Annotated in this window: 16 protein-coding genes and 1 tRNA gene; 11 read left to right on the forward strand and 6 right to left on the reverse strand. The window is 68.8% G+C overall.

Features of this window, described 5'->3' with window-relative positions; all coding sequences use genetic code 11:
• Nucleotides 1–450: 450 nt before the first annotated feature.
• A complete protein-coding gene (gene rpsT, locus B3Z70_RS07555) occupies nt 451–720 on the reverse strand; it encodes a 30S ribosomal protein S20 (RefSeq protein ID WP_135194610.1) in 270 nt (89 codons plus the stop codon).
• 339 nt (nt 721–1059) lie between these two features.
• Between rpsT and B3Z70_RS07560 the strand changes: the two genes are divergently transcribed.
• The 4 genes from B3Z70_RS07560 (at nt 1060) to B3Z70_RS07575 (ending at nt 6704) form a co-directional block, all read left to right on the forward strand.
• Nucleotides 1060–3789 carry a TonB-dependent receptor gene (locus B3Z70_RS07560; protein ID WP_292020582.1) on the forward strand — a complete coding sequence of 910 codons (2730 nt, stop codon included), beginning with the start codon at nt 1060–1062 and terminating at the stop codon, nt 3787–3789.
• 239 nt (nt 3790–4028) lie between these two features.
• Nucleotides 4029–4742, forward strand: coding sequence for a 2,3-bisphosphoglycerate-dependent phosphoglycerate mutase (locus B3Z70_RS07565; RefSeq protein ID WP_292020585.1), 714 nt, complete (start codon nt 4029–4031; stop codon nt 4740–4742).
• Complete coding sequence (locus tag B3Z70_RS07570) at nt 4739–5368, forward strand: bifunctional diaminohydroxyphosphoribosylaminopyrimidine deaminase/5-amino-6-(5-phosphoribosylamino)uracil reductase RibD (protein ID WP_292045273.1); 630 nt, start codon at nt 4739–4741, stop codon at nt 5366–5368. The genes B3Z70_RS07565 and B3Z70_RS07570 overlap by 4 nt, the downstream gene beginning before the upstream one ends.
• A gap of 64 nt (nt 5369–5432) precedes the next feature.
• Nucleotides 5433–6704 (forward strand): pentapeptide repeat-containing protein, encoded by a 1272-nt coding sequence (locus B3Z70_RS07575; protein ID WP_292023011.1) that lies wholly within the window; start codon nt 5433–5435, stop codon nt 6702–6704.
• A gap of 7 nt (nt 6705–6711) precedes the next feature.
• Here the strand turns inward: B3Z70_RS07575 and metK are convergent, their stop codons facing one another.
• Nucleotides 6712–7917, reverse strand: coding sequence for a methionine adenosyltransferase (gene metK / locus B3Z70_RS07580; protein ID WP_292023010.1), 1206 nt, complete (start codon nt 7915–7917; stop codon nt 6712–6714).
• A 160-nt stretch (nt 7918–8077) separates the two neighbouring features.
• Between metK and B3Z70_RS07585 the strand changes: the two genes are divergently transcribed.
• The 4 genes from B3Z70_RS07585 to B3Z70_RS07600 are packed head-to-tail and all read left to right on the forward strand — an operon-like array spanning nt 8078 to nt 9726.
• On the forward strand, nt 8078–8524 hold the full coding sequence (locus B3Z70_RS07585) for a helix-turn-helix domain-containing protein (protein WP_292023007.1): 447 nt from the start codon (nt 8078–8080) through the stop codon (nt 8522–8524).
• 28 nt (nt 8525–8552) lie between these two features.
• Nucleotides 8553–8894: a hypothetical protein gene (locus B3Z70_RS07590; RefSeq protein ID WP_292023005.1), complete on the forward strand. Its 342-nt coding sequence runs from the start codon at nt 8553–8555 to the stop codon at nt 8892–8894.
• A 14-nt stretch (nt 8895–8908) separates the two neighbouring features.
• Nucleotides 8909–9379, forward strand: coding sequence for a hypothetical protein (locus B3Z70_RS07595; protein ID WP_292023003.1), 471 nt, complete (start codon nt 8909–8911; stop codon nt 9377–9379).
• The gene (locus tag B3Z70_RS07600) at nt 9376–9726 is read left to right on the forward strand and encodes a hypothetical protein (RefSeq protein WP_292023001.1); all 351 of its coding nucleotides are present in this window, start codon (nt 9376–9378) and stop codon (nt 9724–9726) included. Before B3Z70_RS07595 ends, B3Z70_RS07600 begins: the two co-directional genes overlap by 4 nt.
• A 27-nt stretch (nt 9727–9753) precedes the next feature.
• Here the strand turns inward: B3Z70_RS07600 and B3Z70_RS07605 are convergent, their stop codons facing one another.
• The 4 genes from B3Z70_RS07605 to hemC form a co-directional block, all read right to left on the reverse strand.
• Nucleotides 9754–10107 (reverse strand): helix-turn-helix domain-containing protein, encoded by a 354-nt coding sequence (locus B3Z70_RS07605; protein ID WP_248118646.1) that lies wholly within the window; start codon nt 10105–10107, stop codon nt 9754–9756.
• 174 nt (nt 10108–10281) lie between these two features.
• Nucleotides 10282–10357, reverse strand: a tRNA-Thr gene (locus tag B3Z70_RS07610).
• Between the two features lie 41 nt (nt 10358–10398).
• Nucleotides 10399–11109 carry a uroporphyrinogen-III synthase gene (locus B3Z70_RS07615; RefSeq protein WP_292022998.1) on the reverse strand — a complete coding sequence of 237 codons (711 nt, stop codon included), beginning with the start codon at nt 11107–11109 and terminating at the stop codon, nt 10399–10401.
• Nucleotides 11106–12071, reverse strand: a complete 966-nt coding sequence (gene hemC, locus B3Z70_RS07620; protein ID WP_292022996.1) for a hydroxymethylbilane synthase — start codon at nt 12069–12071, stop codon at nt 11106–11108. The genes B3Z70_RS07615 and hemC overlap by 4 nt, the downstream gene beginning before the upstream one ends.
• Before the next feature lie 167 nt (nt 12072–12238).
• Between hemC and tsaD the strand changes: the two genes are divergently transcribed.
• The 3 genes from tsaD to B3Z70_RS07635 are packed head-to-tail and all read left to right on the forward strand — an operon-like array spanning nt 12239 to nt 14656.
• The gene (gene tsaD / locus B3Z70_RS07625; RefSeq protein ID WP_409514373.1) at nt 12239–13261 is read left to right on the forward strand and encodes a tRNA (adenosine(37)-N6)-threonylcarbamoyltransferase complex transferase subunit TsaD; all 1023 of its coding nucleotides are present in this window, start codon (nt 12239–12241) and stop codon (nt 13259–13261) included.
• Nucleotides 13262–13287: 26 nt separating this feature from the next.
• Entirely contained in the window at nt 13288–14286 is a 999-nt protein-coding gene (locus B3Z70_RS07630; RefSeq protein ID WP_292023017.1) for an NAD(P)H-dependent glycerol-3-phosphate dehydrogenase, read from the forward strand.
• Nucleotides 14279–14656, forward strand: a complete 378-nt coding sequence (locus B3Z70_RS07635) for a Rieske (2Fe-2S) protein (protein ID WP_292022992.1) — start codon at nt 14279–14281, stop codon at nt 14654–14656. The genes B3Z70_RS07630 and B3Z70_RS07635 overlap by 8 nt, the downstream gene beginning before the upstream one ends.
• The last annotated feature ends 11 nt before the right edge of the window (nt 14657–14667 follow it).

A 14667-nucleotide genomic window follows, 5' to 3' on the forward strand; every position in this document is an offset into this window, starting at 1 on the left:
TTGCCCGCCGCTCCAAAACCAATCCGACCTTCCGCGCTTCAGGGCGATGGTTCAGGGACGACTTCTCCTGCGCCGAAAAGCGATGCTTTTCGGACGGGGCCGAGCTCCTGGACAGACATCTCCCGCCAACGCGAAACTGAAGTCCCGCGCTGTCTTCATCCGTATTGGGATGGAAGTGCGTTAGAGGCCAAAACTTACGCCGCGAGCCGGGTGGGTCAACGCTGATTCGTTGGTCGATTCGCAGTTAAATTGTTTGACTCCGTCAACCCCTGTTCCCGCTTGGAATTTTCGCGGGATCGGCGCTCGACGACCGCGGTTCAGCCTTAATGAGGCTTAGCGGCCAAACGCAAAACGGCGAAGAAGCAGATGCTTCTTCGCCGTTGTAATCGCTTGATAATCCCGTAACGAAACAGCGACAGCTGTTCCGTCCGCTGTGGGATTAATTTTGGCTCAGGCGGCCGACAGCTTCTTCAGCTGGGCGGCGAGACGCGACACCTTGCGCGAGCCCGTGTTCTTGTGAACGACGCCCTTGGAGACGGCGCGCATCAGTTCGGACTGGGCCTCCACGAAGGCCGTCTTGGCGACGGCGGCGTCGCCGCCGGCCAGGGCTTCCTGGAACTTGCGCAGATAGGTGCGGACGCGCGAACGGCGCGCCTTGTTCACTTCGGTACGCGCTTCGATCTTGCGGATCGCCTTGCGGGCGCCGGGGTTGTTGGCCATGTCAAACCTTCGAACGGAAAACGCCGCGGAGCACACGTCCACGGCGCGGAAATCTCAAGAGGGCGGGCCTATAGCCGAAAGCCCGGAGGCGGTCAACGCGGAGTCTTCCCTGATCGACTCTGCGGTTGGACGGCGCGGCGGAGAGCCTGGCGCCTTTCGGGTCGCGTCCCGGACGCACCCCGATTGTCTTCAACGCGCCGGATCGCCCTTTCCGTCGCAGGTTTTTCAGCCCTGTTGGAAACGCGCAACGCTTTCTCTTTCTTCATGAATTGTGTCGTTTTACGGCCATGTTTGTCCCGTCCTCCAAGGGGCTGACATCATCTCCCGGATCATCGTTCAATGACCCAGACCGCGCTTCTGCTCCTCGCGCTGGCCCCCGCCGCCGTTCAGCCCGCCGCCGAGCCGGCTGTCGTGCAGGCGCTGCCGCAGACCGCCACGCCTGCGTCCCAGCAGGATGCGGCGACGGTGGTTCTTCCCGACGTCGAGGTCACGGCGGCGCGGCGCGGCGTGGCCCTGGGCGGGCAGGAGCCGATCGTCTCCTACGACGCCGCCCAGATCCAGGCGTTCGGCGCGACCAACATCGGCGAGTTGGTGACGCTGCTGGAGGCCCAGACCCGCAGCGCGCGCGGCGGCTCTCCGGTCTTTCTGGTCAATGGGCGGCGCATCTCGGGCTTTCGTGAAATCCGGGGCATTCCGCCCGAGGCCATCGAGCGTTTCGACGTCCTGCCGGAAGAGACGGCGCTGTCCTATGGCTACAGCGCCAATCAGCGGGTGGTGAACATCGTCTTGAAGGCGGACTTCAAGTCCCTGACCGCCTCGGTCAACGTCAGCCGGCCCGAGCAGGGCGGCCGCACCACGACCGCCAGCGAGAACAACGTCCTGCGCATCGCCGGGTCGGACCGCTGGTCGCTGGACATCAACGGCACGACCTCCAACACCCTGTTCGAGACCGAGCGCAACATCGACCGCACCGCCTCGGGCGTCCTGTTCGACGGCCGGGGCAATATCACGGGCCTGGGCGGCATCCCTCGGGCAGGCCAGGTCAATCCGGCCAACACCGGGATTGATCCCGCCCTGTCGGCCCTGGCGGGATCGACGGTCTATGTGGCGGGCGTTCCCGTCTCGGCCGCGACCGGCGCGCCGACCCTGTCCGATTTCGTCTCGACGGCGGGCGTGGCGAATACGGGAGACCTGAACGCCTATCGCACCCTGCTGCCCCAGACCGACCAGGCCTCCATCGCGGGGACCTACAAGCACGACCTGAACGACAAGGTCGGCATGACCCTGAGCGGCAGCCTGGAGGATTCCAGCAGCTTCAGCTATCTGGGCCTGCCGGGCGTCACCCTGACCCTGCCGTCGGCCAACCCCTTCTCGCCGTTCGGCGACGACGTGCTGCTGTATCGCTACGTCGACCGGCCCGACGCCCTGACGCGCCAGACCGATACCCGCACGATAGGTCTGGGCACGGTGTTCGACGGCTATTTGGGCGATTGGCGCTGGACGGCGACGGGCGACTACAACCGGGTCACGACCGACACCTCCACCGGGCGCGGCCTGGACGCGGCGGCGTTGCAGGCGGCGATCACGGCCAACGACCCGTCGGTCAATCCCTTCGGCGACATCGGCGGCCGGGTGACGGAGCGGGCGCGCGACACCGCCCATTCGACGGCCCAGACGGCGACCGGCGAGCTGGTGCTGAACGGCCGGCCGTTCGAACTGCCGGCGGGCGAGGTCACTTCGACCTTCAAGGTCGGCGCCGGCTATCAGTCGCTGGATTCCGAAAGCGTGCGCGGCGGCGTCTCCATCGATCGGTCGCAATCGCGCAATTCGGGCAGCGTCCAGGCCAACTTCGACCTGCCGATCTCCAACGTCGATCGCGGCGTCCTGCCCAAGATCGGCGACCTGTCGGCCAATCTGAACCTGGCCTATCAGGAACTGTCCGATTTCGGCGGCGTCTCATCGGTCGGGGCCGGTCTGAACTGGTCGCCGGTCCAGCGCCTGTCGCTGTCGGCCAATTATTCAGACGAGGGCAAGGCCCCCACCGTTCAGCAACTGAACGATCCGACCGTCGCCACCCCCAATACGCCGGTGTTCGACTTCAACACCAACCAGACGGTCGAGATCACCCAGATCACCGGCGGCGATCCCAATCTGAAGGCCGAGGATCGGCGCATCCTGAAACTGGGCGTCAACTGGCAGCCGGTGTCGGACAAGGACTTCCGCCTGAACCTGGCCTACACCCGCACCGAGGCGGATAACGAGATCGCCAGCTTCCCCGCCATAACCCCCGACCTGGAAGCGGCCCTGCCGGATCGGTTCGTGCGCGATGCGAACGGCGATCTGGTCTCCATCGACGCCCGCCCGCTGAACTTCTTCAAGCGCGAGCAGCAGGACGTTCAGTGGGGCTTCAACTTCTCGCGTCCGTTCGGCAAGGCCGACCCGTCGCTGGCGGGACGTGGACCGGGCGGTCCGGGCGGTCCCGGGGCTGGCATGATGATGGGCCCCGGTCCCGGCGGCCCGCGCGGCCCTGGCGGACCGGGCGGACGGATGCGCGGTTCGCGTGGCCCAGGCATGCAGCCGGGGCAGGGGATGTTCAACCTGTCGCTGACCCACACCTGGCGGGTTCAGGACGAGGTGACGATCCGCGACGGCCTGGCGCCGCTGGACCTGCTGAACGGCGATTCCATCTCCGGCTCGGGCGGCCAGTCCCGGCACGAGGTTCAGTTGCAGACGGGTCTGTTCAGAAACGGCCTGGGCGCCTTCGTCAACGCCAATTGGCGCTCGGGCACGACGGTCAACGGCGATGCGCTGGGATCGCCCGATCTGGACTTCTCGGGGCGCACCACGGTCAATCTGTTCGCCTTCGCCGACCTGACCCAGCGCAAGGCCTGGGTGGAGCGGTTCCCGATCCTGAAGGGCACGCGCATCGGCTTCGGCGTGCAGAACATCTTCGACGACCGGATTTCCGTGACCAGCAGCGACGGCTCGACCCCGGTCAACTATCAGTCGGACTATCTTGACCCGCAGGGCCGCGTCTTCCGCATCAATCTGCGCAAGATCCTGTTCTGACGCAGGCGGGCCGCCCTAGGGCCAGACGAAGGCGACCGCGATCATGACGGCGGCGGCGCCGAAGGCCAGGGCGAAGAAGATGCGGTCGGACATGGCTCCTTGGTTACGCCCGCGCGGGCATGGCGGCAAGGACGGCGGGGCAGGGCGTTAACGTCGCCGAACCTTGACCGATTTCTGACGGCGGCCTACCCCGCAGGGGACCCGTCTGCCTGCCAGACCGACGCCCAAGGACCGACCGAATGCCGCGCCTGATCCTGCTCCGCCACGGCCAGAGCCAATGGAATCTCGAAAACCGCTTCACCGGCTGGGTCGATGTCGATCTGACGGCCGAGGGCGAGGCCCAGGCGCGGCGCGGCGGGGAGTTGATCGCCCAGGCCGGGTTCAAGCCGGCCGTCATGTTCACCTCGGTCCTGACGCGCGCCAAACGCACCGGCGCCCTGGCCCTGCAGGCGGCGGGCCTGACCGATCTGCCGGTGATCGAGGACTGGCGCCTGAACGAGCGCCACTACGGCGGCCTGACGGGGCTGAACAAGGCCGAAACGGCCGAGAAGCACGGCGAGGATCAGGTCAGGGTCTGGCGCCGCAGCTATGACGTGCCGCCCCCGCCGCTGGCGCCGGGCGGAGAGTTCGATTTCAACGCCGATCCCCGCTACGCCGGCAAGGCCATCCCCGACACCGAGAGCCTGAAGACCACGCTGGACCGGGTGAAACCCTATTGGGACGCCGAGATTGCGCCGCGCCTGAAGGCGGGCGAGGACGTGCTGATCGCCGCCCACGGCAATTCGCTGCGCGCCATCGTCAAACTGCTGTTCGGCGTGCCGGACGACCGGATCGTCGGTGTCGAGATCCCGACCGGCAATCCGCTGGAGATCGACCTGGACGCCGCGCTGAAGCCGACGGCCGCGCGCTATCTGGACGCCGACCGGGCCGAAGCCCTGCCCGAGGCGTCATGAGCTGGAGCGACGCCGACCGGGGCTTCATGGCCCAGGCCATCGCCCTGGCGACCGGCCGCATGGGCGAGACCTGGCCCAATCCCGCCGTCGGCTGCGTCATCGTCAAGGACGGCCGCGTGATCGCACAGGCCGCCACGGCGCCGGGCGGCCGCCCCCATGCCGAGGAGCAGGCCGTGCCCGCGGGCGGGGCCGAGGTGGCGGGCTCCACCGTCTATGTCACGCTGGAGCCGTGCGGCGCCCGTTCGTCGGGCCGCAAGTCCTGCGCCCACTTCCTGACCGAGGCGGGGGTGGCGCGGGTCGTGATCGCCTGCCTGGACCCTTCGCCCTTCGCCGCCGGACGCGGCACCGAGCGTCTGCGCGCGCAGGGCCTGACCGTCGAGACCGGCCTGATGTGCGAAGAGGGCGAGGCTCTGTGCGAGGGCTTCCTGCACCGGCTGGAGACCGGCCGGCCGATGGTGCGGGTCAGTTCGGACGGCGTCGGCTTCGACGGCCGCTTCGTCGCCTCGCCCAAGGCCGATCTGGTGACGGAGCTGAAGCGCCTGGGCGAGGCGGGCTACACCCGTCTGTGGACCGGCCCCGGCGAGCTGGCCGACGTCCTGGCCGAGCAGGGCCTGCTGACGGTCTGAGCCAGCCCGCGAGGCTGTCGACGGCGTTCAAGGCTTCTTAAGCGACAGCCGATAGGGTGATCCGATGGCCCTGGCTGCGGAACCCCTGGTGAGACGACGCCTGACGCAGGCGGAACTGGACGTGGTCTGCGCGCGACACGACCGGCTGTTCCAGGCCCGACCCGGCGGCGCCCGCGCGGTCTTCGCCTGGATGGACCTGTCGGGCCTCAGCCTGAAGGGCCGCAATCTGGCCGACGCCGATTTCGCCGCCGCCTGTCTGGAAGGCTGCGACCTGACGGGCGCCAAGCTGGACAACGCCAACTTTTTCGGCGCGGACATGCAGGACGCCATTCTGGCCGAGGCCAGCCTGCGGCGCGCCGACCTGCGCGGCGCCTGCCTGCGCGGCGCGGACCTGTCCGGCGCCGACATGTTCGAGGCGGACCTGCGCGAAGGCACGATCGCCGCCGCCGACGCCAAACTGGGCTTCAAGGTCATCGAGCCGCGTCATCGCGACGAGACGGAGGCCAACGGCGCCTGTCTGGCCGGGGCCAATCTGCAGCGTTCCAAGATGTCGGGCGTCATCGCCATGCGGGCCGACTTCTCCGGCGCGGTGATGAAGGACTGCAAACTGGTTCGGGCCAATCTGAAACAGGCCGATTTCCGGGGCGCGGACCTGGCCGGGGCGGACCTGTCGGGGGCGGACCTGTCGGGCGCCGACCTGCGCGACGCCATCCTGGTCGGCTGCAAGACGACCCTGTGGCGCGCCGACGGGGCGGACATGCAGGGCGCGCTGACGGACAATCGTTCGGCCTGCGAGTCCGTGGATCGGATGCCGGCGGCCGAAATGCTGCGCGAACACGCCCGCTGGTGCGAGACGGGCGGGGCGGAGGGGCAGCCGTCCGTCTTCGACGGGGTCGATCTGCGTCCGCTGAAATCCATCACCGGACTGAACCTGACCGCCCTGTCGGCCAAGGGGGCGGTCTTTTATGGCCTGGACATGGAAGGAGTGCAGCTGCAGGGCGCCCAGCTCGAAAACGCCGACCTGAGGTCCGCCCGGCTGCGTCGGGCCGATCTGCGCGGGGCGCGTCTGAAGGGCGCGCGGCTGAATGGGGCGGACCTGCGCGAGGCGCAGTTGGGGCCGCTTCTGATCGCAGCGGATCGGTTGATGCCGGCCGATCTGACCGGGGCGGTCCTGCGCGGCGCCGACCTGTCGGGCGCCGATCTGAAACGCGCGATGCTGGTCGGCGCCGACCTGGGCCGGGCGATCCTGCACGGCGCCCAGACGCGCCAGATCGATCTCACCGACGCCAATCTGACGGGCGTGCGCGGCCTGATCGTCGACGACCAGGCCGCCTGACCTCGGTTTAGACCAGCGCCTTGAGCTGATCGACCAGATCGGTCTTTTCCCAGCTGAAACCGCCGTCCGCATCCGGCTCGCGGCCGAAGTGGCCATAGGCCGTGGTGCGGGCGTAGATCGGCTTGTTCAGGCCCAGATGCTGACGGATCGCACGCGGCGTCGCGCCGCCGATCAGGTCCAGGATTTTGTCTTCCAGCACCGCTTCCGAAATCTTGCCGGTGCCGTGCAGATCGACGTGGATCGACTGGGGCTTGGCCACGCCGATGGCGTAGGAGATCTGGATGGTGCAGCGGTCGGCCAGACCGGCGGCGACCACGTTCTTGGCCAGGTAGCGGCAGGCGTAGGCGGCCGAACGGTCCACCTTGGTCGGGTCCTTGCCCGAGAAGGCCCCGCCGCCATGCGGCGCCGCGCCGCCGTAGGTGTCGACGATGATCTTGCGCCCGGTCAGGCCGGCGTCGCCGTCAGGCCCGCCGATCTCGAAGATGCCGGTCGGATTGATGTGCCAGACGGTGTTCTCGTCGGTGAAGCCTTCCGGCAGCACTTCGAGGATGTAGGGCTTGACGATCTCGGCGACCTGTTCGGAGCTGAGACCCTTGGCGTGCTGGGTCGACAGGACGATGGACGTCGCGCGAACCGGCTTGCCGTCCTGGTATTCGATCGTGACCTGGCTCTTGGCGTCGGGCTCCAGCTGCGAACCGCCGGCGTGGCGCACCTCGGCCAGGCGCTTCAGGATGTTGTGGCTGTATTGCAGGGTCGCCGGCATCAGCTCGGGCGTCTCGTTAGAGGCATAGCCGAACATGATCCCCTGATCGCCCGCGCCCTCGTCCTTCTCGTTGGTCGAGTCGACGCCGACGGCGATGTCGGCCGACTGGGCGTGCAGGTAGCAGGCGTATTCCGCCGTCTCCCAGTGGAAGCCGTCCTGCTCGTAGCCGATGTCCTTGACCGCCGCGCGGACCAGCGGCTCCAGGCTGTCGATGATGCTCTGGGTGAAGGCTTCGTTCTCTTCCTTGGTGGCGCCCGGGTGGGTGGCGCGGACCTCGCCGGCCAGCACGATGCGCTGGGTCGTGACCAGGGTCTCGCACGCCACGCGCGCCTCGGGATCCTTGGCCAGGAAGGCGTCGACGACCGTGTCGGAGATGCGGTCCGCGACCTTGTCGGGGTGGCCCTCGGAAACGCTTTCCGAGGTGAAGAGGAAGGAGGAACGAGCGGCCAAGGGTGGCTCCTGTCTGTGTCAGGCCGACAGACATATAAAGATATGCTTATATGTTCAAGTGATCTGACGACGTGTCTGCGCCGTTGGACATCCTTCGGACCCTAATCATAGGCGGCTGACACCTGCGAGAAATACGGTAAACACCACGCGGGGGGATCCGATGCCTGACAGCCTGACCACGAGAGAGATCGAATGTGTCCATCTGGCCGGTCAGGGGCTGGAGGATAAGGAGATCGCCGCGCGCCTGGGCATATCGCCCCGCACCGTCGGCAACCACCTTCACCGCGCCTACGCCAAGCTGGGCGTGTCGGATCGAAAACTGGCCGCGCGCCGACTGAGTATCGCCTACTCAGAGGCGTCGATACTCATTTCCGAACCGGTCGATGCCGGGCCAGTTGACCCGGCGTCGGCTGAACGGTCGGTCGACGACAGCGCCGAAGTCCTGCCGTCCTGGCCTCTGCCGTCCCCGCCTCGCGGGATCGGCGCACGGTTGGGGGTCATGATCGCCGGCGCCGTCGTCGCCCTGCTGCTGGCCCTCGGGATCGTGACGGCAGGCATGGGGGTTCCCGCCCTTTTCGACCGGATCGCTCCCGAATGGGCCCGCTGACGCGGACATCATTCTGAAGGATCGACCAATGAGAAATATGCAGGTTGGGGTCAGGGTCGCACGCCAGGTCCGCACGGCGGAACATGCGATCGACCAGGCCATGATCGAGGTATGCCGCCTTGTCCAAACCTCTCTGGAAGGCCGCGTGGAGAGCCGTCTGGCGGCCGAGGTGGGCCAATCGGCCGTCGAACACATCATTTCGGGCCTGGGCCAGCTGGCCACGGTTCGCGCCAGCATCGTCGCCGGTCATGCCGACTTGGCGACGGTCGCTGACGACCATGGCATCGGCTGGCGGATGGAAGGGATGGGCGAAGCCAAGACCGATCCCAAGCCGACCGCCCGCCTCGACGTCGTCAAACTGGCCGCCTGATCGGAGGCGGCTTCATGCCCTCGCCGCTATTGATGTTCGGCTCGGGCGTGACTGTCCTCGCCCTGTGCCTGCTTGTCTGGAAAGGACGACGGCCCGAGCGTGAAGCCGCCCTGGGACTGTTTCTCGCCCAGATACTGTCGGGCTGGGTCGATCATCTGGTCATCGGTCAATTCCGGTGGGCGGTCGCGACGATCTCCTTGGGCCTGCTGATCCTGCTGATCAGGCTCGCCCTTCGCTATGACCGCTGGTGGCTGCTGCTGGCCGCCGGCGCCCAGATGCTGGCTTTCGTCACCCATCTGTCTTCGCTTGTCGGTCCCGGCGCCCTGACCTGGTCCATCGTCACCGCGCGCATGACCGTCTGGGTCGAGATCATGTTCTTGGCCCTCTTCGGGGTGTGGGAGGCGCGTTGCGCGCCCTACGCCCGCTCTCAATCTTCGCTGCGGCCCGGTCCGACGGCGCACGCACTCAAAGGATCTGAAACGTGATCACCGAACCCATCAAGGGCTTCCTGCCCCTCTTCCGCTCCTGGTTCGACACCGCCGCCATGGCCGAAAAGGTCGGCGTGTCGGGCAGTCCCGACAACCTGCTGGCCGAACTGGACCTGGGGCCGATGGTCGAGGCCGAGCCGCGCCTGCTCAACCACACCCCCGTCAGCGCCGCCGAGGCGGCCTGTATGCTGGAGGTGGTGCGTCAGAACATGGTCGATGCGGGCCGTTCCGACGGTCTGGACCTGCGCGCCCTTACGGCCGTCCAGCGCTGGCTGGCCGACCATTCCACGGGCGAGGCCGACGATCAGCCGGTCGAGCGGCTGCTGCGTCAAGCCCAGGTCTGATCTAGGCCGTCAGGGGGCGGCTGCCGCTCAGCCGCGCAACCCCTTGGCGACGGTCAGCAGGGCGTCGCGTTGGGCGGGGTCCTGAATGCCGCGGAAGGCCGCCAGCAGTTCGGCGACGCCCGGGGCGGCCAGCGCAAGCTCGTCGCCCTCGGCCGTCTCCAGTTCGCCCAACAGGGCCGCGCCGGTGGATTTCAAAACCGAGGCGATCTGCAGCAGGCGCGCGGCGGACACGCGATTGACGCCCCGCTCGTACTTCTGAATCTGCTGGAAGGTGACGCCCGCGCCGGCGGCCAACTGGGCCTGGGTGATGCGAAGTTCCTCGCGACGCGCGCGGATGCGTCCGCCAATGGCGATGTCTACGGGATCAACTGCGTCGTTCATTTCGGCCTACGGTCAGATCTGATGCGGTGCCAAGGCCCCAAAACGCCCTCCGCGTCAAGCCAAAGCTCGCAACCTAAGGGGTGTTACTTGCGCCGGTGACCAGCAATTCAACCGCAAGGATATGCGGCCCGTCGCCTGCCGCCGCCGACGGCATTCCGTGCTGAGAGAAGGAAGTGGTGCCGCTTAGGTGACTCGAACACCTGACCCCATCATTACGAATGATGTGCTCTACCGGCTGAGCTAAAGCGGCTCCGGCTGCGAGGGGCTGAGGCCCTGCGCGAGAGGGGGTCTTTATACGGACGCGCCGCGCTTGCCAAGCGTCGGATTGAAGATCGCGAGCAATGCGGCTTCGTTCGGGCTTGGGGCGACGAGGGGGGGCAGGCCCAGGGCGGCGAGGGGCGCGGCGGCGGCGGGGGAGATGCAGGCGATCATAGCGCCGTGCAGCGCGGCGGCGTGCCGGTCGGCCAGCAGTCTGGCGGCGCGGGGTGAGTGGATCAGGACGGCGTCGAAGGCGGCCGGGGCGGGCTGAGCGGTGGGGTTGGTGCGGTAGATCGGCAGGGGGTGGGCCATGATGCGCCGGGCGCCGGCCTGGGTCAGGGCGGCGGTCATGTCGCCGGCCGGGGTTTCGGCCTGAGGGATCAGGATGGCGGCGTCGGACAGGCTTTCTGCGATCAAGCGGGCCAGGGCGGTCAGGTCGCCCTGGGCGGATCGAACGTCGGGAAAGCCGGCGGCCGACGCGGCCTGGGCGGTGGCGTCGCCGACGGCGAAGACGGCGTGGTCGCGGCGCGGCGTCAGGGGGGCGTAGGCGGCGACGCCGTTGGGGCTGGTGAAGGCCAGGGCGTCGAAGATCGCCAGGTCGGGCAGGGCGGGCGTCAGCGGCTCGACCGCCAGCAAGGGGGCGATGATGGGCTCCAGCCCCATGTCCCGCAGCCGCGCGGCGGTGCGCGCGGCGCCAGGTTCGGCGCGTGTGATCCAGACGCGGAGCGGGGCCGCGCCGGTCATCCGTCCAGCGTCGCGGGGTCGACTTCCTGATCGCCGGCGAAGTCCTTGACCTCAGCCCCCAGCCGCTGGCCCAGGGCGCGGGCGGCGGCCGTGTCGGGCTGGGGCAGTTCGCCGACACGGCGCCAGCGGGCCGAGCCGTCGGGGCTGAGCATTTCGGTGGTCAGATGCAGGATGTCGTTATCGATGCGGGCATAGGCTCCCACGGCGGTGCGGCAGGACCCTTCCAGCGCCGTCATGGCCCCGCGCTCGGCGGCGACGCACAGGGCGGTCTCGGCGTGGTTCAGGGCCGCGACCCAAGGCGCGTTTCGCCCGGCGTCGATGTCGGCGGCGCGGGTCTGGAGCGCCAGCGCCCCCTGGCCCGGCGCGGGCAGGAAGGCGTCCAGCGACAGCTTTTCGCGAATATGGTCGGTGACGCCCAGCCGCGTCATGCCCGAGACGGCCAGCAAGATGGCGTCGAACTCTCCGTCGGCGGCGCGACGCAGCCGGGTGTCGATATTGCCGCGCAGCATCTCGACCTTCAGATCGGGGCGCAGAGCGAGGGCCTGGGCCTGGCGACGCAGGCTGGCGGTGCCCAGGCGCGCGCCGAACGGCAGGGCGTCGAAACTGTCGAAGTCACGGCTGACGAAGGCGTCGCGGGCGTCCTCACGCTCGGGGATGGCGGCGATGCACAGGCCCTCGGGCTGTTCGGCGGGCACATCCTTCATCGAATGGATGGCGACGTCGATCCGGCCGGCCAGCAGGGCCTCCTCGATCTCCTTGGTGAACAGGGCCTTGCCGCCGATCTCCAGCAGGCGGCGGTCCTGAACCCGGTCGCCGGTGGTGACGATCTCGACCAGGGGCACGGCGGTCTCGATCGCGGCCTCGGGCACGCCCAGGGCGCGGCCGATGGCGCGCTGCATCATGCCGGATTGGGCGAGCGCCAGCTTGGAGCGCCGGGTGCCGATGCGGAGAGGAAAGGTCATGAGCGTTGCGTACCGGGCGCCGGGTCGCTACCTCGACCCGGATGGAGATGTCCGCCGACTATAGCAGCCGCCCGTCAGCGGCAACTGGACGGGATGTCCCCCCTCGTCCCGGTGAAGCCCTGACGGTGCTGGGCCTGGAGACCAGCTGCGACGAGACGGCCGCCTCGGTGGTGCGCCTGACCGCCGGCCGGGCCAAGGTGCTGTCCTCGGTGGTTCATAGCCAGATCGACGATCATGCCGCCTATGGCGGGGTGGTGCCCGAGATCGCGGCGCGCAGCCATGTCGAGATGATCGCGGAGGTGACCCGCCGCGCGATGGCCGAGGCGGGCATGGGCTATGACGGGTTGGACGGGATCGCCGCGACGGCCGGCCCGGGTCTGGTCGGCGGGGTGATGGTGGGCCTCAGCTTCGGCAAGGCGGCGGCCCTGGCGCGTGGCCTGCCGCTGGTGGCGGTCAATCATCTGGAGGGCCATGCGGTCTCGGCGCGGCTGGGGGCGGAGGTCGCCTATCCCTTTCTGCTGCTGCTGGTGTCGGGCGGCCATTGTCAGCTGTTGGAGGTGCGCGGCGTCGGCGATATGAGCCGGATCGGCGCCACCATCGACGACGCGGCCGGCGAGGCTTTCGACAAGATCGCCAAGGCCCTGGGCCTGGGCTATCCGGGCGGGCCGGCGCTGGAGCGGCTGGCCGTGCAGGGCGACGGGTCCAGGATCGACCTGCCGCGCGCCCTCTTGGGCCGCAAGGATTGCGACTTCTCCTTCTCGGGTCTGAAGACGGCGGCTTTCCGCATCGCCCAGACCTGCGAGACGGAGCAGGACAAGGCGGACCTGGCCGATGCGGTTCAGAACGCCATCGCGCGTCAGCTGTCGGATCGGTCGGAGCGGGCGCTGGCGGCCTATGCGGAGACGCATGACCATCGGTTGTTCGTGGTGGCGGGGGGCGTGGCGGCCAACAAGACCATCCGCGCGACCTTGCAGGCGACGGCGGCGAAACACGGTTTCGACTTCCTGGCGCCGCCGATGGCCTATTGCACCGACAATGCGGCGATGATCGCCCTGGCGGGGGCGGAACGGCTGGCGCTGGGGCTGACCAGCGACATCGACGTGGTCGCCCGGCCGCGATGGCCGCTGGACGAAGCGCGCGCCCTGTCCGATCCTTCGCACAGGCCGGGGCGCAAGGGCGCGAAAGCATGACGAACGAAACCGCCTCGGGAGGGCGTATGGAATTCCGCACGGCAGGGGTCATCGGCGCGGGCGCCTGGGGCACGGCCCTGGCCCAGGTCTGCGTCCGGGCGGGTCTGGACACGACCTTGCAGGCGCGCGAGCAGCAGTTGGTCGAGACGATGCGGGCGACGCGGGCCAACGACCTCTATTTGCCCGGCGTGCCGCTGGCGGACGACCTTCAGTTCACGTCCGACCTGGCGGACCTGGGCGGGTGCGACCTGATCCTGGCGGTGCCGCCGGCCCAGCATATGCGCGCCACCCTGACCGCCTTCGCCTCCCATTACCGGGCGGGCGTGCCGGTGGTGCTTTGCTCCAAGGGGGTGGAGCGCGGCACGATGAAGCTGATGACCGAGGTGCTGGCCGAGACCCTGCCGGGCGCCCCGGCCGCCGTCCTGTCCGGCCCCAGTTTCGCGGGCGAGGTGTCGCGCGGCCTGCCGACCGCCGTCACCCTGGCCTGCGCCGATGCGGCGTTGGGCCAGGCGCTGCTGAACACTCTGTCGGCGCCGGGCTTCCGGCCCTATCTGGCCACCGATCTGGTGGGCGCGGAGGCGGGTGGCGCACTGAAGAACGTGCTGGCCATCGCCTGCGGCATCTCCGAGGGACGGCAACTGGGCCGCAGCGCCCACGCCGCCCTGATCACGCGCGGCTTTGCGGAAATGACCCGTCTCGCCGTCGCCATGGGCGGCCAGGCCGAGACGGTGGCGGGCCTGTGCGGTCTGGGCGATCTGGTTCTGACCTGCTCCAGCCCCCAGTCGCGCAACATGAGCCTGGGTCTGGCCCTGGGGCAGGGCCAGACGGTCGAACAGGCCCTGGCCGGCAAACGATCGGTGGCGGAAGGCTATGAGAGCGCGCCGGCCGTGCGCGAACTGGCGGCGCGTCTGGGCGTGGAAATCCCGATCTCCGAAGGCGTCGCCGCCCTATTGGCCGGCGAGATCGACGTGGACGGCCTGATCGACGGCCTGTTGTCGCGTCCGCTGAAGGCCGAGCGTGTCTGAGGCGGTGGCGACCGAGCGTAAGCGGGTCTGGAAGACGCCGGCCGGCGTGGCCCTGTGCGCCGAGGGCGACATCGCCGACCCCGGCTCGCGCGGCTTCGTGCTGCAGATCGGCGAGGCCTTCTTCCACGGCTTCGTGGTCAGGAAGGATGGGCAGGTGGCCGGCTGGGTCGACCGCTGCCCCCATGCCGGCTTTCCCATCGCCATGGAGATCGACCGCTATCTGACGCCCGACGGATCGCTGATCCTGTGCGGCTGGCACGGGGCGGTGTTCGAGCCGCTGACCGGCGAATGCAGGGGCGGCCCCTGCGCGGGCGGGCGGCTGACCCCCTGGCCGGTGGCGGCGTCGGGCGGGATCGTCCGCACCGCCTGACCGCCCGTCGT

It is taken from the genome of Brevundimonas sp. UBA6550 (assembly GCF_002434505.1).
GTDB lineage: Bacteria > Pseudomonadota > Alphaproteobacteria > Caulobacterales > Caulobacteraceae > Brevundimonas.

What these genes read in the sequence shown, in the direction of transcription:
- rpsT (WP_135194610.1), bottom strand. Translation starts at nt 720, where the DNA reads ATGGCCAACAACCCCGGCGCCCGCAAGGCGATCCGCAAGATCGAAGCG.
- B3Z70_RS07560 (WP_292020582.1), top strand. Translation starts at nt 1,060, where the DNA reads ATGACCCAGACCGCGCTTCTGCTCCTCGCGCTGGCCCCCGCCGCCGTT.
- B3Z70_RS07565 (WP_292020585.1), top strand. Translation starts at nt 4,029, where the DNA reads ATGCCGCGCCTGATCCTGCTCCGCCACGGCCAGAGCCAATGGAATCTC.
- B3Z70_RS07570 (WP_292045273.1), top strand. Translation starts at nt 4,739, where the DNA reads ATGAGCTGGAGCGACGCCGACCGGGGCTTCATGGCCCAGGCCATCGCC.
- B3Z70_RS07575 (WP_292023011.1), top strand. Translation starts at nt 5,433, where the DNA reads ATGGCCCTGGCTGCGGAACCCCTGGTGAGACGACGCCTGACGCAGGCG.
- B3Z70_RS07585 (WP_292023007.1), top strand. Translation starts at nt 8,078, where the DNA reads ATGCCTGACAGCCTGACCACGAGAGAGATCGAATGTGTCCATCTGGCC.
- B3Z70_RS07590 (WP_292023005.1), top strand. Translation starts at nt 8,553, where the DNA reads ATGAGAAATATGCAGGTTGGGGTCAGGGTCGCACGCCAGGTCCGCACG.
- B3Z70_RS07595 (WP_292023003.1), top strand. Translation starts at nt 8,909, where the DNA reads ATGCCCTCGCCGCTATTGATGTTCGGCTCGGGCGTGACTGTCCTCGCC.
- B3Z70_RS07605 (WP_248118646.1), bottom strand. Translation starts at nt 10,107, where the DNA reads ATGAACGACGCAGTTGATCCCGTAGACATCGCCATTGGCGGACGCATC.
- B3Z70_RS07615 (WP_292022998.1), bottom strand. Translation starts at nt 11,109, where the DNA reads ATGACCGGCGCGGCCCCGCTCCGCGTCTGGATCACACGCGCCGAACCT.
- hemC (WP_292022996.1), bottom strand. Translation starts at nt 12,071, where the DNA reads ATGACCTTTCCTCTCCGCATCGGCACCCGGCGCTCCAAGCTGGCGCTC.
- B3Z70_RS07630 (WP_292023017.1), top strand. Translation starts at nt 13,288, where the DNA reads ATGGAATTCCGCACGGCAGGGGTCATCGGCGCGGGCGCCTGGGGCACG.